We start from the raw sequence: 19,222 nt of genomic DNA, 5'->3' as shown, positions 1-19,222 counted from the left end.
TGGTCTGACGGGAGAATGGTCGCGTGAGCGATGCCGGTGAATTTATCGACGCCGCCCTGCAGCGGGAATCGTCATGGGAGCGTGCCGCGGAGTGGGAGGAGCGACTCGGAAACGGCCTGCGCTACTACGGCGCCAGCGTCGGCGCCGTCCGGGGAACCATCCGGAATGCGGGCCGGCGGTACCCGGGGCTGACGCACGACGAGATCACGGGGCTGAGTTCCGAGTTGTGGGCGGTGCCGGTGTTCGAGCGGCGCCTTGCGGCCGTCGTGCTGCTGCAGTCCAACCTCCGGCTGCTGGACAACTCCGACCTGACGCGGCTGGAAGGGTTCGTCCGGTCGGCGCGGCTGCGCGAGCTCGTCGATCCCTTGGCCGTGGACGGGGTCGGTCCCATGATTGAGCTGTTGGACGCGGTAGAGCGGGAGCGGGCGGATGCCGTCCTTGGGCGGTGGGCGCGGGAGGATGACCTTTGGCTGCGGCGTGCGGCAGTGCTGTCCCCGCTCCGCGCCTTGAAGAGTGGCGGGGGTGACTGGGACGGGTTCGTCCGCCGCATCGGCGATGCGCTTAGGCGGCCGCGGGAGACGGAAGCAGATCAGGGTGCTGTTGACGAAGCCATCTCGCTGGTGCTCGCAGAAGTGGCGAAAGCGAGGCCCGACCTGAAATTGCCGTCATCCGTCGCCGAGGGACTTGTCATGGCAAGAGCAAAGGCGGGTTCACAATGACCAGATTTGTGATTGGGCCGGATGCTGCCCTTCGTCTCGCCCGTGAAGAAGCCGTGATAGCAGACGGCCACCAACTTGTTGCCCCAACGCTGCTGCGCTCGCAGGTGCTCTCACTCCTGTACCAGGCGGTCCAACGAGGCGGGCTGGAACGTAAGGACGCCGAGCGTCAGCTCGACTATCTGCGCAGTCTCCGGATCCGGCTTCTCGGAGACCGCGTCCTGCAGCGCGTGGCTTGGAGAGTCGCGGCTGAGCTGGGATGGCCGGACACTTTCAAAGCCGAGTATGTGGCGCTGACGCAGCTCCAAGCCGATGCCTTCGTCACCCTCGACGGCGAATGGGGCCGGGCCGCGCAGAAGCTGGTGGTGGTTGCCGGGCTTGAGGCCGTCCTCGCCAGCCGCAGCGGCGAGCAGTAACCCGTACGCCAAGGCGCCCGGTGGCTAGTCCAGGGGTAGATTCCGGGTTTTCGCCGAAGGTTTTGCCGTACTGAAGGTAATAATTCATTATCACCGGCACCGAATCCGCGACCTGAGCTCCTTCATAGAGAGAGGCACACGAGTGACAGTCAACGGCAACGTCTCCTTCTGGTATGCGGCGACCGGCGTTCCCGATCCCCGGCCTCCGCTGCCCGGGGACCTGCAGGCCGACGTGGCCATCGTCGGCGCCGGCTACACCGGGCTGTGGACGGCCTACTACCTGAAGCGGGCCGAGCCCTCGTTGAACGTGGTGGTCCTTGAGTCCCGGTTCGCCGGCTTCGGGGCCTCCGGCCGCAACGGAGGATGGCTGGCCAACACCATCACGGGTGGGCGCACGGGCTGCGAAAAGACGCACGGACGCGCCGTCGTCGGGCGGTTCCAGGAACTGCTCAATGACGCGGTGGACGAAGTGTGCAAGGTGGCCGAGGCTGAGGGCATCGATGCGGACATCGTCAAGGGCGGCGAGCTGCTGGTGGCCCGCAACCGCGCGCAGCTGGCCCGCCTGCATGAACTCGCCGCCGAAGAGCAGCGCTGGCCCGAGGGCGGCGCCCGGCTGCTGACCGCGGAAGAGACCGCCGGCCGGGTCAACGTGGCCGGCACGCTCGGCGGGATGCACGTCCCTCACTGCGCCCGCATTCACCCGGCCAAGCTGGTGCGCGGACTGGCCGACGCCGTCGAACGCCTCGGCGTCACCATCTACGAGGACACCGAAGTCACCGAGATCCTGCCCGGCGTGGCCATCACACGGCGCGGCAAGGTCACAGCCCGGCACATCCTGCGGGCAACGGAGGGGTTCACCGCGAACCTCAAGGGCTTGCACCGGGAGTGGCTGCCGATGAACTCGTCGATGATCGTCACCGCGCCCCTGCCAGGTGCCGTCTGGGAACAGATCGGCTGGGACGGCCGGGAGACGCTGGAGGACCTGGCCCACGCCTACGTCTACCTGCAGCGCACTGCCGACGACCGGATCGCCATCGGCGGCAGGGGAGTCCCGTACCGCTTCGGCTCCCGCACCGACCTGAACGGGGCGACACAGAACGGCACCATCGGCCTGCTGACGTCGATCCTGCACGACATGTTCCCGGCCACCGTTGGCCATCCCATCGAGCATGCCTGGGCCGGAGTGCTGGGAGTGCCGCGGGACTGGAAGGCCACCGTCGGCTACGATCCGGCCAGCGGCCTCGGCTGGGCGGGCGGCTACGTCGGCACCGGAGTCACGGCGACCAACCTGGCCGGCAGGACGCTGTGCGACCTGGTCCTGGGCAGGAACAGCGAACTGGCGGACATGCCGTGGGTGAACCGGCGGATCCGCCGCTGGGAGCCCGAGCCGCTGCGCTGGATCGCGGTGCAGGCTATGTACGCGCTGTACCACCGTGCGGACCACCGTGAACGGGCAGGCCTTCCCGCCACGTCGAAGCTGGCGCTGTTCGCCAACAAAGTCTCGGGGCGGAGCTTCTAGCGCGCTCCTCCCGGTAGGGGGAAGGCGCCCGGTGCGAATCGCTTCGCAGGTGGGCACCGCCGTCGTTATTGGTGATGGACCGCGGGACACTGGCAGGTATAGGATCTGGCTCCACCGGGCGATGGGCCCGGGCATAGAAGGCGCTTTCGGCCGGGGGGATGCCGGAAGGGCCGGGCTGAGCAGGGAGGCCGGCCATGGAGAATCTGCAGGACCTCGAGCGCGCGCTGAACCCCTACCCCTTCTACGAGCAGATGCGGGAGTCCGCGCCGGTCTTCCGCGACGAGCAGACGGGGCTGTGGCACATTTTCCGGTACGACGACGTGGAGCGCGTGCTCTCCGAACACGCCACGTTCTCGTCCCGGCAGCGGCAGGATGAGCAATCGGAGACAGGCCGGCTTTTCGCCGCGAGCCTGGTCAACACGGACCCGCCGCGGCACCGCCAGCTTCGCTCGCTGGTCAGCCAGGCGTTCACGCCGCGGGCGGTGGACGCGCTGGCCCCGCGGATCGAGGCCATCACCAACGACCTGCTGGACCGCATTGCGCCGGCCGGGACAGCTGACCTGGTCGAGGCGCTCGCGTACCCGTTGCCGGTGATCGTGATTGCCGAGCTGATGGGCATTCCGGCCGAGGACCGCGACCGGTTCAAGAAGTGGTCGGACAACGTGATCAAGGCGGCCGGTCCCGACGAGGTGCTGGCAGAAGACGACCCGGGAGAGGAGGCCAGCCGCGGCGAGATGGTGGAGTACTTCCTCGCGCTGATCGAGCGGCGCCGGCAGGATCCGGGACACGACCTGGTCAGCGCGCTGCTCGGCGCCGAGATCGACGGGCAACAGCTGACCGTTCCCGAACTCGTCGGGTTCTGCGCGCTGCTGCTGGTGGCCGGCAACGAGACGACCACGAACCTGATTGGCAACGCCCTGCTCAGCTTTGCCGGGAACCCGGGGACGCTGGAGCGGCTGCGCGCCGAGCCGGGCCTGCTGCCGCAGGCGATCGAAGAGGTGCTGCGCTACCGCTCGCCGGTGCAGGCCATGTACCGGCTGGCGGCGGCCGATGCCGAGCTGGACGGCACGGCCATCCCGGCCGGGGACTCCCTGGTTGCGTGGATTGGCGCCGCCAACCACGATCCGCGGCACTTCGAGCGGCCGGAGGAGTTCGACGTCGACCGGTCGCCAAACCGGCATCTCGCCTTTGGGCACGGGGTCCACTTTTGCCTCGGTTCGCCGCTGGCACGGCTCGAGGCCAGGATCGCGCTGCAGGCGGTGCTCACCCGGCTCCCCGGCATCGCCGTGGTGCCCGGAGCGGCGCTGGAACGGGTGGACAGCACGATCGTTTTCGGCCCCAAGCAGGTGCCGGTCTTTTGGCAGGCCACATAGGTTAAGGCGAGGCAGGCTGCCTCTCCAGCAGCTCGCCTACCCGCACAATCGCCTCACGCACCGCGTCGGGTCCAGCAACCGTCAGTTGCTGCAGGACCAGGCCATCGAGGGCCGCGAAGATCGCGCGGGCCAGGGGGCCGGTGTCCTCATAGCCGTGTCTTTCGAGTGCCTGCTGCATGGAGGCGACATAGCTGTCGTAGAGCTTGACCGCTGCCGGCCGGAGCTCGGGTTTGCGGCGTGACTCCAGGATCATTTCGTACTGGAACAGCTGCAGCTCAGGCTCCGACCGGACGAGTTCCACCAGCGCCTGCGCGAATTCGAGATTGACCTCCTCGGTAGCCGAGAGGTCGCTGAGCCGGATGGAGCGGGCCGAGGCCCATTCCATGGCCGCTTCCAGGAGCGCGCTCCGGGATCCGAAGTGGTGCGAGATCAGCGTATTGTTCACGCCGGCCTGCTCGGCCACGGCACGGTAGGTCAGCCCGCGCAGACCCTTTTCCGCCACGACCGCCACCACCGCGGCCAGCAGGGCATCCCGCCCGTCCCCGTATTTGCGTGCCCGTCCGTTGGCCATGAAGCGAGTTTATCCAACTGCACTGCGCGCGAAGCACGTCCCGAGACCCACGTGAAAAACCGACGACCGGGTCTTGACGTTAAGAACTAAGCAAGTGCATAGTTCTTAAGCACGTGCTTTAGCTCACACTCCTTCTTCGAATGCTTCGCGGCGTTATTTTCCGAAAGGTCCCGTGATGACCGACCCAAGTACTCCCGCTGCTGCAGATCCTGCGGCAGAGCAAACATCACTGCACAAAACACTCCGGTGGCAGGACGCCTTCGCGCTTGCCATGGCCGTCTCCGGCGGCCTCTTCGTCTCCTTCGGGGCGACCATGGCAGCCATCGGCGCCCTGTCCGCCCTGTTCATCTGGGCGCTGGCCGCAGGCATCGGCTGGCTGCAGAACAACCTCTTCGCCGAGATGGCCTCGATGTTCCCCAACAAGCCGGGTGGTGTGCCCGTTTATGCCCACGAGGCGTGGAAGGAGCGCTTCGCTCCCGCCGGCGCCCTGGCCACGTTCGGCTACTGGTTCGGCTGGTCCGCAGTCATTTCCGTGGTCAGCTTTACCGCCGGCGGCATCATCCAGGCACGCTGGTTCCCCGACCAGGCTTGGGTGCTGGATTTCGGCATCGCCCAGATCGGCCTCAGCCAGCTGCTCGGCATCGGGCTGATCCTGGCCATCATGGTCCCGAACCTCTTCGGCGCACAGCCGGCGGCCTGGGTGAACAAGGTCATCGGCGCCCTGCTGGTCATTCCGCTGCTGATCTTCGTTGTCTCGCCCATCATCAGCGGCGATTGGCAGTTCGCGAACCTCACCTGGGGCCTCGGCGGCGAGGGAGCCGACCACTGGGGCGGCTGGCAGGATGCCCTCGTCTGGCTGTACCTGGTCGGCTGGACCGCCTACGGCACCGAAATGTGCGCCGCCTTCACGCCCGAGTACAAGTCCCGCAAGGATGCCAAGCGGGCGCTCTCGTCCTCCGGGGCCTACACCTTCGCCATGTTCGCCCTGGTCCCGCTGGGTGTCGGCGGCCTCGTCTCCCGTGACGAAGCCGCGGCCGATGTTGGCGGTGTCTTCGTCAACGCGTTCGCCAGCGTCCTGCCGGCCGGCCCCGTCGCCGACATCATGCTGATCATCTCCCTCGGCGCGCTGCTCATGGGCGTCAACGCCAGCATGGCCGACGGGTCCCGCGCCCTCTACGGCGCAGCGCTGGACGGACTGGTCCCGCGCCAGCTCGAGAAGCTCAACAAGCACCAGGTGCCCGCCCGGGCGATCCTGATCGCCGTCGTCATGAACATCCTGCTGATCGTCTTTGTGTCGAACCCGATCTCGATCCTTGTCGCCGCAAACCTCGGCTACCTGCTCGCCATTCTGTTGGCCGTCAGCGGCTTCATCATCCTGCGCCGGGACCATCCGGAGATGCCGCGGCCCTTCCGCGCCGGCCGCACGGCGATGCCGCTCGCGGTCACGCTGACGGTGTACGGCGCCGTTGTGCTCGTCGTCGGATCCCTCTCCTCCGAGCTGACCGGCTACGGCGGAGCGCTGGAACTGTCCATCGGCGTCGGCATCCTCCTGCTGTCCCTGGTGCTGTACGTCATCCGCCGCCGCGGCCAGGAGCGCCTGCCCTTGCTGCGCGAACCGCGCCGCACCGACTACTTGGTGGCTGCCGAGCCGGCAGCTACTCCCGAGCCCACCAACTAGATCAAGGAGATCATCATGACCGCATCTGTCTTCCACGCCGACCACGAGGCAACCCGGTACGAGCCGTTCGAAGTCGGCCAGGTCCAGTGGCTGCGCCGCAACGGCGACGGCGGCAATGACGCCCTGGCCTCCGGCATCTGGCACGTCACTCCTGCAGACGCGCCGGAACCGTTCGACCTTCCGATCGAAGAGGACGAGACCATCTACATCGTCTCCGGCCACCTCCGCATCGAAGTCCTCGACGGCGACACCTTCGACCTCAAGGCCGGCAGCATGGCGTCCTTTTCCAAGGGCGCGAAGACGCGCTGGACCATCGTCGAGCCCACCCTCGAATTCTTCGTCTACAGCTGACCCGCACTTACCAGAGGAACAATCATGAGCACCACCACCGACGTCGTTATTATCGGAGCCGGATTCGCCGGGCTGACTGCCGCCCGCGAACTCACGCAGCAGGGCTACAGCGTCAAGATCCTCGAGGCGCGGGGCCGCATCGCCGGCCGCACCTGGGTGGAGAACCGGATGGGCCGCAACCTTGAGCTCGGCGGCACCTGGGTCCACTGGGTCCAGCCTCACGTGTGGGCGGAAATGACGCGGTACGGCATCGGCGTCGTGACCGGCCCGGAGTTCGAGAAGGCCTACTGGTGGGCCGACGGGCAGCGGCACGAAGGACCCGCCGAGCGCGTGCTGGAGATCATCGACGAGCCCAACCGGCGGCTGCTCGAACAGGCGCGGGAACTGATCCCGCTGCCGTACCAGCCGCTGAACAATCCTGCGGTCAAGGGCGTGGACCACGAGAGCGTCTCGGCCCGGATCGACGCCCTCGGCCTGGGTGAAGAGGCCCGCCAGCTGATGCGCACCTTCTGGTCGCTCAACTTCAACGGCAACATCGGGGACGCCGCGTTCACGCAGGCGCTGCGCTGGTGTTCGGCCGCCAGCGGTGACTGGATGCTGATGTTCGAAGCCTGCGCCACCTACAAGGTAGAGGGCGGCACCGTTGCGCTGGCCGACGCAATCCTGGCCGACACCGCGGCGGACCTGCACCTCAACACTCCGGTTGAGCGGGTGGAGCAAAACAACGACGGCGTCACGGTCACCACCGCGGATGGCGCCACCCATTCCGCCAGGGCCGTGATCGTCACCTTGCCGCTCAACGCCCTCAACACCGTCGAATTCTCTCCCGCACTCTCCGAAGGCAAGCAGGCCGCCGCCGCCCGGGGCCAGGCGGGCCTCGGCGCAAAGCTCTGGATCAAGGTCAAGGGCAAGTGGGACCGCTTTGTCGCCTTCGGCGGCGAGGACTGGCCGATCAACTTCGTCCAGTCCGAGTACTTCGACGAGGACAGCACCACCCTGGTGGCCTTCGGTCCCGATGGCAACGCCGTCGACGTCGAGGACAAGGACGCGGCCCAGGCCGTGCTGGACAAGCTCGTCCCCGGCATCGAAGTCCTTGAGGTCGCAGGGCACTCCTGGGTCGGCGATGAGTTCGCCAAGTCCACCTGGCCGATGCATTACACCGGCTACCTCTCCGAACATCTCGAGGAAATGCAGCGCCCCGAGGGCAACGTGTTCCTCGCCGGATCGGACTACGCCAACGGCTGGGGCGGCTTCATTGACGGCGCCATCGAAAGCGGCCTCACCACCGCCCGCAATGTGGCAGCGAGGCTGGGCCGGCACAAGGAAAGCGTCACTCGATAGCAGGCCCCATGCATTACTAACAGGCACCACCCAAGAGGGAAGGCCGACGGCGGACCAGCGTTTCGCCGTCGTCCTTCCCTTTGCGCTGTTAACGGGCAATAGCTCCCAATTGAGGATCAGTTAGGGACACTTTCCTTGATGTTTTCTTGGCGGCTTCCTGAAATCGCGCGCTCCATTTGTTTTTATTGGCTTTAATTCTTTTAATTGGCTAAGCTTTGTTTGACAGTTTATTTTTCCCGCGGCGGGTTTGGTTTGGATTTTTTGGGGTAATAACCGTCGCCGGGGAAATGCTGGATGCCGACTTGGATAAGGAGAATTCGATGCCTTTGACCCATGAAGAACGACAACAGTTGGAGCAGCTGGAGCACCAAGCAAGCCTCGACGATCCTGCATTTGCCGAAAAAATGCGGGACGGGCTGGCCGGCCCTTCATCGGTGGCGGGCCCTTGGAGCCTGGTCCTGCTCCTCGCAGGCATCCTGGTCCTGCTGGCCGGCGTGGCCGTGCAGTCCATAGTCGTTGGCATTGCCGGTTTCCTGCTGATGGGCGCAGGCACCTACCTCATCAGCGATGCACCAAAATCGACCAAGGAATTTTCCTGGTGGAAATAAGGAGGGTTGATGACTCACGACACCATTTTCTTCACGATGACAGCGGAAGCCCCTAAGGGTGGCGAGCGGATTTTCAAGGGCAGTGTTTTCCAGCTCTTTGAAGATGGAGCAGGCGGCGCCAGTTTCCATTCAGTCGAAATAGCTGGTGATACCGCTGTCCTGCGAGGGGAAATCGTTGGCGACCGGCGCCTTGTCACCGAAAACGGGCTGGCGGAATACCTGGAAGACATTCTGGCTTCCAAGGAAGCGATCCATCTCGACATCGACGTCCGCTTTGAGGCACCAGACCTGCGCCTGCAGGCAGCAGCATAGGACGACGCCGGCACCTGGGCTCCTCCGGCCGCGGAACCCAAGTGCCGGCGTCGTACCCGTGACGGAGTGCCGGTAACCCACGGAGGGACGGTTACTGCTCACGGCGGGCTATGCGCTCCAAGACCCGGTCCGGCAGGAAGCGGGCGACGGCGGCAGCAGCCTTGTACTTGAGTGAAGGAATGGATACCGGTTTGCCGGCTTCGGCGTCCCTCAGGGCTTCGCGGACCACCTGCTCGGGATTCAGCCAGGCGAAGGCTGGGATCGTCTTCTTGTCCAGCCGCATCCGGTCGTGGAATTCCGTGTGGACGTAACCCGGGCACAGGGCGGTCACGGAGATGCCGCGATCCCGGTAGAAGATGCCGGCCCACCGGCTGAAGTTCACCATCAGCGCCTTGGCAGCCGAGTAGGATCCGCGCGGGATATAGGCGGCCATCGAAGCCACGTTGATGATCCTTCCGCCGCCTGCGGCCGCCATGGACGTCAGCGCCGCATGGCACAGCCGCATCGGCGCTTCGATGTGGATGCGCAGGTGCTTCAGCTCGTCCTCGAGCTCGTTGTCGGCAAAGTTTCCGAGCAGTCCGTAGCCCGCATTGTTGACCAGCATGGTCACCTGGCGGTCCGTGGCGGCCAAGCGCCCGGCGACGAGATCGATGCCCGCGTCGGTGACCAGGTCGGCCGTTATGGTCTCCACCGGCACCCCGAACCGCTGGCCAAGGGATGCTGCCGAGGAAGCAAGCCGTTCCGCATTGCGGGCCACCAGGACCAGGGCGAAGCCGCGCGCAGCAAGCTGCTGCGCGAACTCGGCGCCAAGGCCAGCCGTGGCCCCGGTGATCAGGGCTGTTCCGGCCTTGGGGGAGCCATAGTCTTCCGTACGGTCATGCTCGTTAGCCATGGCCCGACTGTAATGCAACGCGGGATACACCACTAAGGCACGTCCCGCCGTCGTTGTTTGTTATTGGCGGTCAGCGAGTCACCTTGTTCACGAGTTCGTGTTTCTCCGGATAGACCTCCTGCGGCAGGTTCGGCCTGACGTTGCTGTTGAACCACTCGTCGTGCTGCTCGGCGCTCTCCCAGATCTCCACGACGGCCATGATGTTGTCGTGTTCCCAGGCGTAATGGGCGATGAAACCGGGTGTGGCCTTGAGTTTGTCGATGAGGACGGCGGCGAGCTCCTCGTACTTCGCCCGGCTCACTCCGGTCACTTCGGTTTTGGTCAGGACAGCCATGGCGCGCTCCTTGGTCGGATAGCTGCCGGCCGGGCGGCTGAATCCCGCGGACAGGACCGGCGGACACGACTTTACTCAGGGTGGAGTGGAGCAGACAGGGCGGTTGGTCCTTTGTGCATTGTCTCCGCACAAGCGGGCGGATGCCGCATGCGCATCCGCCCGCTCAGGTCCAAGGCAGCCTCGGGAGCAGCTCAGTCAGTCGCTGGTTTTATCCCAGCCGTAGTCCGGATAGTCGAAGAAGTCGTCGCCGTCGAGGGTGTCGACTTCACCGGTTGCCATGGAATCGATGAGCGACTCCAGCCCGGTCTCGACCGTCTCCACGAGCATGCCCTTCATTTTCTGCCCGAAATCGTCCGACTGGCCACGGACTTCGAAGAGAACGGTGGCGGAACCGTTGAGGGCGAAAGCGGAGCGGCCCTGGCCGGCGTATTCGCGCTCCTCCGGATGGAAGTAGCGGCCGACGGCGGCGAGCGGCGACTGCGAGCCGTAGCTGTCCTTGATGCCGTCGGCCACGGCCAGCGCATAACGCCGGGACTTGTCCTGGTCCAGCAGCGGCCAGTCCTGCTGGTAGGCGGCGCCGTCGTTCACGCCCAGCGGCGGGTAGTCCAGGGCAACTGAGATGTGTTTGCCGTCCTGCTCGCCGCCGGTCTGCACGTCGCAGGGACCCATATGGTGGAGATCGACGACCGCGTCGACCGCGCCGAATTCCTCGCGCAGGTCGACGTATACGTCCCTGATGGTCTGGGACTCGGGGGCCAGGAAGAAGCCGGCGTCCTCCTGCACGCCGGGCAGGTCAGCGGCCTGCGGCACGTAGTCGAGGTCCGCATTGAAATCGCGGTTCAGATCGAACCCGGGAAGATTAATTCCGCCGTTGCTCGTGCGGTGATACCAGGCTGGTGTCGAGCCCTCGAGCTGCGGGTGCAGGCTTTCCGTCTTTTCCCACGACATGACGTTTGTCCGGCGATTCAGTTCTCCGCCATCCGGGTTGACCATGGGCATGGCGACCAGCGTGACGCCTTCCAGGGCCCGCAAGGTTGCCGGATCGTTGCTGGAACCAAGCTTCTTCAAGATGTGCAGGAGGGCCTCGGTGCCCGTGCGCTCGTTGCCGTGGATCGCGCTCTGGACGAGCAGCACCCGGTCGCCCGTGCCGATCCGTGCGGTGTAAAGGTCGCGGCCTTGCGCCGATTGGCCCACGACATCCACTTCCACGCGGCCTTTGCTGTTGCTTTCGATCGCCTCAAGCCGGGGACCAAGTTCTTCATAGGTCGTCCAGCCCGAGAACTGCGGGTCTTCCCAGGTCTTGCAGGTGCCTTGGCCGGGCGTGTTGGACTCTGCCGGGGTGGCGCTGGCAGGCAATGCCGAAACCATGGTGCACAGCATCGTTGCTGCACCCAGGGCGCCGAACAGGCTGCGGGATTTTTGGCTCACGGTGTCTCCTGTGTCGAGTGATTGGGACATGCCAAGCGTTGCCAGCGGCAACAAACAGGTCAAGGTTGACGGCTGGTTTGGCGGCGAAAACGGGCAATCCCGCATCGTTTCCAGCGATGCTGGGTGCCGTCCTGCCCTATGGGGGATACGATCGGAGGTCGCGTACCGGCGAAAGGCGAGCACCGCCGTCGTTCTTGGCCTGGTGGAATTACTGCCGTATCCCGGCCGGAAATGCGGAAGCCCGGGGCCGGCAGGCGGTGATGCTGTCGGCCTGCGGTGGTAAAGTCAGGGCCAACTGCCGATCGTCCTCAAGCGATCCGGCCCCAGAACTGAACACCGGCGATCCGGCTCCGGGCGCTGCCGCCCGCAGCCGCCGGACCCCCTAGAGATCGGAACCCATGACCAGGACGTCACGCCACTCCCAGCCGGATACCAGCCAGCGGCCGCCGAGGCTCGCCAAGGGGGCGATGCGCGTTGTGTCGCTGGGCGGGCTGGGCGAGATCGGCCGCAACATGACGGTGTTCGAATACGGCGGGAAGCTGCTGATCGTCGACTGCGGCGTGCTGTTCCCCGAGGAGCACCATCCGGGGGTTGACCTGATCCTGCCCGACTTCTCCTCGTTGCGGGACCGGCTGAACGATATCGTCGGCGTGGTGCTCACGCACGGGCACGAGGACCATATCGGCGGCATTCCGTACCTGCTGCGGGAGCGCGGCGACATCCCGCTCATTTCCGCGAAGCTCACGCTGGCGTTTGTGAAGACGAAGCTGCAGGAGCACCGCCTGACCGCCAAGACCGTGGAGGTCAAGGAAGGGGACCGGCGGAAGTTCGGGCCGTTCGACCTGGAATTCCTGGCCGTGAACCACTCGATCCCGGATGGGCTCGCGGTGGCGATCCGCACCGGCGCCGGGCTGGTGCTGGCCACGGGCGACTTCAAGATGGACCAGTTCCCGCTGGACGGGCGGATCACGGACCTGGCCGGCTTCGCGCGGCTGGGCGAGGAGGGCGTGGACCTGTTCCTGCCGGACTCCACGAACGCCGACGTGCCCGGGTTCCAGATCTCCGAGCAGGACCTGGCGCCGGCGATCGACGAGGTGTTCCGGACCGCGCCGCGGCGGATCATCGTGTCCAGCTTTGCCAGCCACATCCACCGCATCCAGCAGGTGATCGACGCCGCGCAGCTGTACGGGCGGAAGGTCGCCTTCGTGGGCCGGTCCATGGTGCGCAACATGAAGACCGCCCGCGAGCTCGGCTACCTGAACATCCCCAAGGGCATGCTGGTGGACTTCAAGGAGCTCGAGAAGATGCCGCCGACCAAGGCGGTGCTGATCTGCACCGGGTCGCAGGGCGAACCGATGGCGGCGCTGGCGCGGATGGCCAACCGGGACCACGTGATCGACCTGACCGAGGGCGACACGGTGCTGCTGGCCAGCTCGCTGATCCCGGGCAACGAGACGTCGATCTATCGGCTCATCAACGACATGACGAAGCTCGGCGCCAACGTGGTGCACAAGGGCAACGCCAAGGTGCACGTCTCCGGGCACGCGTCTGCCGGCGAGCTGGTGTACTGCTACAACCTGGTCCGGCCGCGCAACGTGATGCCGGTGCACGGCGAGCACCGGCACCTGAAGGCCAACGCGGAGCTGGCGGTCCGGACCGGCGTGGACCCCAAGCGCGCACTCGTGGTCGAGGACGGCGTCACCATCGACCTCAAGGGCGGCGTGGCCACAGTCTCCGGCAGGATTCCCGCGGACTACGTTTTCGTGGAGAACATGGTGGCAGGGGCCGCGACCGAGGAATCCCTGCAGGACCGGCTGCGGCTGGCCGAGGACGGCGCCGTGACCGTGCTTGCGATCGTCAACCCGGACACCGGGAAGCTGGAGGAGGACCCGGAGTTCTTCCCGGTCGGCTTCGCCCCCGCGGCCGGCGAACTCGAGAAGGCCACCAGCATCGTGGAGAAGACGCTCGCCGGCATCAAGGGCGACAAGACCGGCCCGGCCGCCGAAAAGGCGATCGCCGCGGACCTGCTGCGCTGGTCGGACCGGCAGCTGCGCCGCAAGCCCGTGGTCACGGTCATCATCGTCGAAGCGTAAACGTACGACGGCGGCACCCGGGTTACGTGGTCACGGAACCCAGGTGCCGCCGCGGCCTATCCTTGCCGAGTGGCGCCATCGTCCTACACAGGCTCAGCGCCGTTCAGCCAGCCGCGCGGCGAGCAGTCCGCCTACGTTGAAGGCCAAAGTCAGCGCGAGGACCAGCAGCAGTGGTGCTGACCAGGCGCCGGTAATACTGTTGAGCCACCCGGCCAGCGGGGGCGTGCAAGTGGCGGCGAGGTAACCGCCGGCCTGGATGCGGGCGGAGGCCGAGGCTGCGTCCGCGTCGCTGCCGGCGATGCGCGGGACGATGGAAAAGATCGCGGTGAAGCCGCCGCCTTGGGCGATGCCGCCGATGATGGACCAGAGCACGTAGGCCTCCGGAGCGAGGAGCAGTCCGATCGGGAGCGTGATCCAGCAGAGCCCGATCACCGCGACGGGAAACCAAGTGCGAGCCCGCGCAGCCAGCAGCGGCACGCCGAAGGCGCCCGCGATGGCGGCAATCTGGAACAGCGACGCCGTGGCGCCGGAGGCGGCAGGCGCCAGACCCCTGGTGTCCGACAGCAGCAGGGGCAGCCACGCCGTGGTGGCATAGTAGGCGCCGGACTGCCCGCAGAAGGCCAGGATCAGCAGGGCGACAATCCGCCGCTTGCGGGTGCCCGCCACAGCAGCCCCCGGGCCGTCCGATACCGGTTCCCGTGAACCCCGCTGGGCCGCCGTTTCGGCGGAGGCGGAGGCCGACTCCGCCCGGTGCGCCAGCTGCCGGCGGCCCCACACCAGCCAGTAAACGAGGCCGGCCGTGGCCACCACGCCCCATGATGCGATCGCCCAACGCCAGCCGAAGAGGGCCGCGAGCGGCGCGGTGCCGAGCAGGGTCGCCATCGAACCCACGTTCATTGCGGCCGAGTACGCCCCGGTGGCCATTGACACCTGGCGCCACGGCACGTCGCGCCGGATGATGACCGGGACGACGATGTTGCCCAGGGTCATGGCGATCCCGATGAGGGCCGTTCCCGCCAGGACGATGGCGGCAGGACCAGCTGAACGGATGATGGTGCCGACCAGCACTCCTGCCAGGCACAGGATGACCGTCGTCTCCGGCCCGAAGCGGCGGATCGTGCGGGTGGCCAGTGGCGTGGCCAGCGCGAAGAGCAGCACCGGAAGCCCGGTGAGCAGGCCCGCGCCGATGGCGTTGAGGCCGGTGCCGGCCTGGATGTCGCTGATGACCGCTGTCGGGGCGATGATCGGGGCGCGCAGGCTCAGGGCCATGGCGACAATCCCGGTGATCACCCAGGCCAGTGCGGGCCGGGCGTTTGGCAGGCGGTGCGTGGCAGGCTCCTTCACATCAGCGGCAGGGGCAGGAAACCCGGCCCATCAGCACCTTATGCCACGCGCCCTCCAGTACGTGCCGGGCGCGCAACAGAGGGGAACAACGACGGCGGCACCCGGGTTCCGGTGTGCCGCGCTAATCTAGGCCCATGCCCGAGATGCCCAAAGTGCAGGGACTCGTCGACTTCCTGCGGCTGAAGCTCCTTCCGCCGGACGGCCCGCCGGCCACGGTCGCCGAGGTGGAGGTGCTGTCCTTCTCCGTGTTGAAAACCGCGGTAGTCCCGGTCGGTGAGCTGGGCACAAAGGCGGTGTCCGACTTCGTACGCCGGGGAAAGTTCATTGTCCTTACCGCGGGCGGTGCGCACCTGGTGATGCACCTGGCCAAGGCTGGCTGGCTCCGGTGGTCGGATGCCCTCAAGCCGGGTCGCCTGCGCCCGGGCAAGGGACCGATCGCGCTGCGCGTGCGCTTCGCGGCCGACGGCGAAGGGGAGCCGGGGTTCGACCTGACGGAGGCCGGGACCAAGAAGTCGCTCGCCGTTTACGTGGTCAGGGATCCCAATGAGGTGCCGGGTATCGAGCGTCTGGGGCCGGAAGCGCTCGACGTCGACTTCGAGGCTTTCGCGCGGATGGTCGCCTCGCACCGGGGCCAGATCAAGGGACTGCTGCGGGACCAGTCGGCAGTCGCCGGCATTGGCAACGCCTACAGTGACGAGATCCTGCATGCGGCGCGGCTGTCGCCGTTCGCCATTGCGTCGAAGCTGGATCCCGATGAGGTAGAGCGGCTGTTCGAGGCGATGCGGGGAACGCTGGAGTCCGCGATCGCCGGCGCGTCGGGGCGTCCGGCGGCGGAGCTGAAGGATTCCAAGCGGAAGGCGATGCGCGTGCACGGCCGCACCGGCGAAGCCTGCCCGGTCTGTGGAGATGAGGTTCGGGAAGTCTCCTTCGCCGACTCGTCGCTGCAGTACTGCCCGACCTGCCAGACCGGCGGCAAACTGTTGGCCGACCGAAGGACCTCGAAGTTCCTCAAGTGAGCAGGACAAAGATGTCCATTTTCATGTACATCTTTGTCCCGCGCGTCTACGATGGCCTTGTGGCGACTCAGCCTGAGGCAGAAAGCAGACTGGACCTTGCGAGTAACCGGGAGGTCTTGACCGTCGCCGCAGCACGGGCTTCCTTACCGGGGATTTTGCGGCGGTTTCGGACTGACGGCCGAGGCGCAGCCGGTTCTCGTTGGCTCCCATCGGAAGGCCGATGGTGCACTCGTGCCTATGCGCCTGCTTCCCGCCCTGAGTGATGGCAAGCGCGGGGAATTGTTGGCGGTCCTCGACTTCCTCATGCAGCGGCGGCGTTTGGTGGCCCATTTGGCAGCGATCAATCACATCCAGAGTGTTGCTGTTTTCGGTTCGGTCGCGCGCAGAGAAGAGAAGCTCGACAGCGATGTAGATTTCTTGGTAAATCCAGACGACGAGGCTAGTCTGTTTCATTTGGCGCAGTTCGCCGAAGACATGGAAGGATTGCTGGGGCGTCCAGCGGATGTCGTCTCCCGACGCGGGCTGGATCCGGAACTCGACCGCGCGATCCTGACTGAAGCCGTAGCTCTGTGACGGCATGTATGGACCGCACCAGACGATGGCTGACCGACCTCGCCGCCAACTTGGACCAGTCAGCCGAGCTCGTGGACAGGGGCAGGGAAGCTTTCGACGCAGATCCTGCAGTTCGGCTCGCCTTCGAAGCGCTCGGCAATCGTGTTGGTGATCTATGCAACCGCCTTATTGCGGCGGATCCGAGCCGCTTTTCGGACCCAATCTGGCGGCAGGCGGCTAGAAACAGGGACTTCTTAGTGCACCACTACGACCGGGTCGACGAGCAAGCGCTGTGGGTGACAGTGTCCGTCAGCTTCCCCGAATTGCGTGAACGCCTCGAAACATATCGATGATCCGTTTACCGGTCGCTGATTCATAGCCAACGTGGACAGCCCCGGCGGCGAGGGCCCACCCGACCTTGCGGAATGTCCCGCCGGTTTCGCCTCGGTGAAGGAACCTCCGTAGGCTAAGTTCCATAAGCAAATCATGGGGGGACCAATGTCCGATACGACGGTAGCCGAGGTGATGGCCGAGCTGGCCGCGCTGGAGGATCCGAAGATGCGCGAGGCGAACGAGAAGCGCGGGGACGACCACGGGGTGAACCTCAGCAAGCTGCGTGCGGTCGCGAAGCGGTTGAAGACCCAGCAGGACCTTGCCCGCGAGCTGTGGGCGACCAATGACACGGCGGCGCGGCTGCTGGCCCTGCTGATCTGCCGGCCGAAGGCCTTCGAACGGGACGAGCTGGACGCCATGCTGCGCGAGGCCCGGGCTCCCAAGGTGCATGATTGGCTGGTGAACTACGTGGTCAAGAAGAGCCCGCACGCCGAAGAGCTGCGCGTGGCTTGGACGGAGGACCCGGATCCGGTGGTGGCCAGCGCCGGCTGGGCACTGACCACCGAGCGGGTCGCGAAGAAGCCCGACGGACTCGACCTCGCGGGACTGCTCGACACGGTCGAGGCCGAGATGAAGGACGCGCCGGACCGGCTGCAGTGGGCGATGAACCACACGCTGGCCCAGATTGGCATCGAGCACGCCCAGCACCGCGCCCGCGCCATCGACATCGGCGAACGTCTTGAGGTGCTCAAGGACTATCCGACGCCGCCGAACTGCACCTCTCCGTTTGCTCCCGTCTGGATCAACGAAATGGTGAGCCGGCGAGGCGGAGCCTAAGAATCGGCGTTAGCCAGTCAGCGCACTCAGGGCGAAGTCCTGAATCTTGACGGACTTGCCGGCGACGAAGTCGTAGGCCTCCACTCGAATGCGATCCTCGTAGAGATAGACGCGCAGGCCGTTTGACCGGTTGCCCTCGACCCGTGTCGAATCGACATCCCCATCGGGGCGAACGGAGTACAGGACCGATCCGGTGTTGACGACGGGGAAGCCGGCCGGGTTCTTCGGATCGGCGACGCGGTAGGTGCCCCACCAATCGTTCATGTCCAAGTCGCTGTGAGTGTGGCTCGTGAACATCAGTATGTTGCTGTACTTGCCCACTATGGCGTTGAACGCGTCGATGTTCTCGTAGTTATTCTGCTCCCAGGAGCTGTGCGTCTGGGACACGGTGTACGGCAGCGGGAAGTGGTTGAACAGCAGCACCAGCTTGCCCTTGCGGTTCCAGTGAATGAGCCTCTGGTCCAGCCACGCCAGCTGGGCGTCCGAGAAGTTGTTGTACGGCTCGCGTCCTTCGCGCTCCGGGTCCCCGTAGTACTCGGTGCCGATGACGATCAGGGGCTGGCCGTCCACCACACGCTCGAAGTAGGGCAGCTTCTCCCCGGCGACCTTTAAATAGCGTGACAGGTAGACATCGGAGCCTTCTTTGCCGAGCATCTCGTGGTTGCCCACCGAGATGAGGATATTGCCGGAACTGTGCGGGTTATCGGCCAGGGCGGCCGCCAGCGCGTCGTAGTGCGCCTGCACGCCAAGCTCCACGGCGTCTCCGTTGATGACCAGCGCGCCGGCCGCCGGCGCCATGGCATTGAGCTGGTCGACAACGAAGTCGTAGCGGTCGGAGGAATCGGACACATGGATGTCGGAGACGACGTCGATGGTGTTCAGCGGTGCACTGCCGGCTGGGAGCTCGGGGAGCGGAACGCGGACCTCGATGTTGTCGATGGCCCACCATTTGTCATTGTGGCCGTTGCGGTACTCCCAGGTGAAGCGGACGCTGGAGGCACCGGCGGGTACCTGGACGCGGATCTGTTCGTGGCTGGAGTACTTGTCCTCGCGGTAGACCACCAGGTCCTTGGCCGGGCCACCATCGAAGGACGCTGTTACCGCGGCCGACTGCTCGGGCCGGCCCTGCCGGTAGTGGGAATCGAACGCGAGCTCAATCTCCTTTTTCCCGCGCAAGCTGATCTTCGGCGTGGTCAGGGCGGCGTTCAGGGTGTCGCTGCTTTCCTGGTCCAAGCGGTGGTGCTCGCTCTCCAAGACAGCGAAGGTCCCGAAGCCGCCGGTAAAGTAGTGCCGCTCATCAGTGCCGGCCGCCCAGGTCCACTCCCGGACGTCCGTGAACGTCCAGCCTGCCCAGCGGCCTTCGCCGGTGCGGAACCCGTGGGCCTCGTTGGTCCAGCCCTTGGGCGCGTTGTGGGTGAATCCCGTGGGGCGGACAATCTGGTCGAAGGACTCGCTGAAAAGGACCTCGGGCTTGAGGGCTTTGGCCCGGCGCGTCTGCGGCGCCGCCG

At 66.0% G+C, this 19,222-nt stretch carries 20 protein-coding genes; 14 read left to right on the top strand and 6 right to left on the bottom strand.

The features are described 5' to 3' along the window. Positions 1-23 precede the first annotated feature (23 nt). The 4 genes from D477_RS12075 to D477_RS12060 all read left to right on the top strand — a co-directional run bounded on the left by D477_RS12075 (position 24) and on the right by D477_RS12060 (position 4,024). Positions 24-719 (top strand): DNA alkylation repair protein, encoded by a 696-nt coding sequence (locus D477_RS12075; protein WP_005269492.1) that lies wholly within the window; start codon positions 24-26, stop codon positions 717-719. Next, positions 716-1,132: a type II toxin-antitoxin system VapC family toxin gene (locus D477_RS12070; protein ID WP_005269491.1), complete on the top strand. Its 417-nt coding sequence runs from the start codon at positions 716-718 to the stop codon at positions 1,130-1,132. The genes D477_RS12075 and D477_RS12070 overlap by 4 nt, the downstream gene beginning before the upstream one ends. 142 nt (positions 1,133-1,274) lie before the next feature. Then, on the top strand, positions 1,275-2,651 hold the full coding sequence (locus D477_RS12065; RefSeq protein WP_005269489.1) for an NAD(P)/FAD-dependent oxidoreductase: 1,377 nt from the start codon (positions 1,275-1,277) through the stop codon (positions 2,649-2,651). A gap of 194 nt (positions 2,652-2,845) precedes the next feature. Continuing rightward, the gene (locus D477_RS12060) at positions 2,846-4,024 is read left to right on the top strand and encodes a cytochrome P450 (RefSeq protein WP_005269488.1); all 1,179 of its coding nucleotides are present in this window, start codon (positions 2,846-2,848) and stop codon (positions 4,022-4,024) included. A 1-nt stretch (position 4,025) separates the two neighbouring features. Here D477_RS12060 and D477_RS12055 read toward each other — a convergent pair whose 3' ends face one another. Then, positions 4,026-4,595: a TetR/AcrR family transcriptional regulator gene (locus D477_RS12055; protein ID WP_005269487.1), complete on the bottom strand. Its 570-nt coding sequence runs from the start codon at positions 4,593-4,595 to the stop codon at positions 4,026-4,028. A gap of 175 nt (positions 4,596-4,770) precedes the next feature. Here D477_RS12055 and D477_RS12050 point away from each other — a divergent pair, with 175 nt between their 5' ends. From D477_RS12050 to D477_RS12030, 5 genes are all read left to right on the top strand, one after another. Beyond that, a complete protein-coding gene (locus tag D477_RS12050; RefSeq protein ID WP_081608556.1) occupies positions 4,771-6,273 on the top strand; it encodes an APC family permease in 1,503 nt (500 codons plus the stop codon). Between the two features lie 15 nt (positions 6,274-6,288). Beyond that, a complete protein-coding gene (locus D477_RS12045; RefSeq protein ID WP_005269483.1) occupies positions 6,289-6,624 on the top strand; it encodes a cupin domain-containing protein in 336 nt (111 codons plus the stop codon). 24 nt (positions 6,625-6,648) lie between these two features. Then, positions 6,649-7,965 (top strand): flavin monoamine oxidase family protein, encoded by a 1,317-nt coding sequence (locus tag D477_RS12040; RefSeq protein WP_005269482.1) that lies wholly within the window; start codon positions 6,649-6,651, stop codon positions 7,963-7,965. Positions 7,966-8,252: 287 nt separating this feature from the next. After that, complete coding sequence (locus D477_RS12035) at positions 8,253-8,573, top strand: DUF3040 domain-containing protein (protein WP_052510769.1); 321 nt, start codon at positions 8,253-8,255, stop codon at positions 8,571-8,573. Between the two features lie 9 nt (positions 8,574-8,582). After that, a complete protein-coding gene (locus tag D477_RS12030; protein ID WP_005269480.1) occupies positions 8,583-8,885 on the top strand; it encodes a hypothetical protein in 303 nt (100 codons plus the stop codon). Between the two features lie 91 nt (positions 8,886-8,976). Here D477_RS12030 and D477_RS12025 read toward each other — a convergent pair whose 3' ends face one another. The 3 genes from D477_RS12025 to D477_RS12015 all read right to left on the bottom strand — a co-directional run bounded on the left by D477_RS12025 (position 8,977) and on the right by D477_RS12015 (position 11,539). Next, entirely contained in the window at positions 8,977-9,777 is an 801-nt protein-coding gene (locus D477_RS12025) for an SDR family NAD(P)-dependent oxidoreductase (RefSeq protein WP_005269479.1), read from the bottom strand. 70 nt (positions 9,778-9,847) lie between these two features. Further along, positions 9,848-10,111, bottom strand: coding sequence for an antibiotic biosynthesis monooxygenase family protein (locus tag D477_RS12020; protein WP_005269478.1), 264 nt, complete (start codon positions 10,109-10,111; stop codon positions 9,848-9,850). A 195-nt stretch (positions 10,112-10,306) separates the two neighbouring features. Beyond that, positions 10,307-11,539 (bottom strand): M14 family zinc carboxypeptidase, encoded by a 1,233-nt coding sequence (locus tag D477_RS12015; RefSeq protein ID WP_005269477.1) that lies wholly within the window; start codon positions 11,537-11,539, stop codon positions 10,307-10,309. Between the two features lie 398 nt (positions 11,540-11,937). Between D477_RS12015 and D477_RS12010 the strand changes: the two genes are divergently transcribed. Beyond that, entirely contained in the window at positions 11,938-13,632 is a 1,695-nt protein-coding gene (locus tag D477_RS12010) for a ribonuclease J (protein WP_052510768.1), read from the top strand. 93 nt (positions 13,633-13,725) lie between these two features. Here D477_RS12010 and D477_RS12005 read toward each other — a convergent pair whose 3' ends face one another. Then, on the bottom strand, positions 13,726-14,976 hold the full coding sequence (locus D477_RS12005) for an MFS transporter (RefSeq protein ID WP_005269475.1): 1,251 nt from the start codon (positions 14,974-14,976) through the stop codon (positions 13,726-13,728). A 134-nt stretch (positions 14,977-15,110) separates the two neighbouring features. Between D477_RS12005 and D477_RS12000 the strand changes: the two genes are divergently transcribed. The 4 genes from D477_RS12000 (at position 15,111) to D477_RS11985 (ending at position 17,714) form a co-directional block, all read left to right on the top strand. Then, on the top strand, positions 15,111-15,992 hold the full coding sequence (locus D477_RS12000; RefSeq protein WP_005269474.1) for a DNA-formamidopyrimidine glycosylase family protein: 882 nt from the start codon (positions 15,111-15,113) through the stop codon (positions 15,990-15,992). Between the two features lie 237 nt (positions 15,993-16,229). Then, entirely contained in the window at positions 16,230-16,565 is a 336-nt protein-coding gene (locus D477_RS11995) for a nucleotidyltransferase family protein (protein WP_005269473.1), read from the top strand. 8 nt (positions 16,566-16,573) lie between these two features. Then, a complete protein-coding gene (locus D477_RS23875; RefSeq protein WP_005269472.1) occupies positions 16,574-16,897 on the top strand; it encodes a HepT-like ribonuclease domain-containing protein in 324 nt (107 codons plus the stop codon). A gap of 145 nt (positions 16,898-17,042) precedes the next feature. Further along, positions 17,043-17,714, top strand: a complete 672-nt coding sequence (locus D477_RS11985; protein ID WP_005269471.1) for a DNA alkylation repair protein — start codon at positions 17,043-17,045, stop codon at positions 17,712-17,714. 9 nt (positions 17,715-17,723) lie between these two features. On the opposite strand, the gene D477_RS11980 is transcribed toward D477_RS11985, so the two are convergent. Beyond that, a partial coding sequence (locus D477_RS11980) for a metallophosphoesterase family protein (RefSeq protein ID WP_005269470.1) occupies positions 17,724-19,222 on the bottom strand: 1,499 nt, incomplete at its 5' end.

The organism is Arthrobacter crystallopoietes BAB-32, assembly GCF_000328305.2.
Taxonomy (GTDB): Bacteria; Actinomycetota; Actinomycetes; order Actinomycetales; family Micrococcaceae; genus Crystallibacter; species Crystallibacter crystallopoietes_A.
This window is presented reverse-complemented; position numbering and strand designations above follow the sequence as displayed.

Bases quoted from the DNA above. Each gene is read 5' to 3' on its own strand.
- D477_RS12025 (WP_005269479.1), bottom strand. From the start codon at position 9,777: ATGGCTAACGAGCATGACCGTACGGAAGACTATGGCTCCCCCAAGGCC.
- D477_RS12055 (WP_005269487.1), bottom strand. From the start codon at position 4,595: ATGGCCAACGGACGGGCACGCAAATACGGGGACGGGCGGGATGCCCTG.
- D477_RS12000 (WP_005269474.1), top strand. From the start codon at position 15,111: ATGCCCGAGATGCCCAAAGTGCAGGGACTCGTCGACTTCCTGCGGCTG.
- D477_RS12060 (WP_005269488.1), top strand. From the start codon at position 2,846: ATGGAGAATCTGCAGGACCTCGAGCGCGCGCTGAACCCCTACCCCTTC.
- D477_RS12050 (WP_081608556.1), top strand. From the start codon at position 4,771: ATGACCGACCCAAGTACTCCCGCTGCTGCAGATCCTGCGGCAGAGCAA.
- D477_RS11995 (WP_005269473.1), top strand. From the start codon at position 16,230: ATGCGCCTGCTTCCCGCCCTGAGTGATGGCAAGCGCGGGGAATTGTTG.
- D477_RS12070 (WP_005269491.1), top strand. From the start codon at position 716: ATGACCAGATTTGTGATTGGGCCGGATGCTGCCCTTCGTCTCGCCCGT.
- D477_RS11985 (WP_005269471.1), top strand. From the start codon at position 17,043: ATGTCCGATACGACGGTAGCCGAGGTGATGGCCGAGCTGGCCGCGCTG.
- D477_RS12030 (WP_005269480.1), top strand. From the start codon at position 8,583: ATGACTCACGACACCATTTTCTTCACGATGACAGCGGAAGCCCCTAAG.
- D477_RS12010 (WP_052510768.1), top strand. From the start codon at position 11,938: ATGACCAGGACGTCACGCCACTCCCAGCCGGATACCAGCCAGCGGCCG.
- D477_RS12045 (WP_005269483.1), top strand. From the start codon at position 6,289: ATGACCGCATCTGTCTTCCACGCCGACCACGAGGCAACCCGGTACGAG.
- D477_RS12040 (WP_005269482.1), top strand. From the start codon at position 6,649: ATGAGCACCACCACCGACGTCGTTATTATCGGAGCCGGATTCGCCGGG.
- D477_RS12020 (WP_005269478.1), bottom strand. From the start codon at position 10,111: ATGGCTGTCCTGACCAAAACCGAAGTGACCGGAGTGAGCCGGGCGAAG.
- D477_RS12035 (WP_052510769.1), top strand. From the start codon at position 8,253: ATGCTGGATGCCGACTTGGATAAGGAGAATTCGATGCCTTTGACCCAT.
- D477_RS23875 (WP_005269472.1), top strand. From the start codon at position 16,574: ATGGACCGCACCAGACGATGGCTGACCGACCTCGCCGCCAACTTGGAC.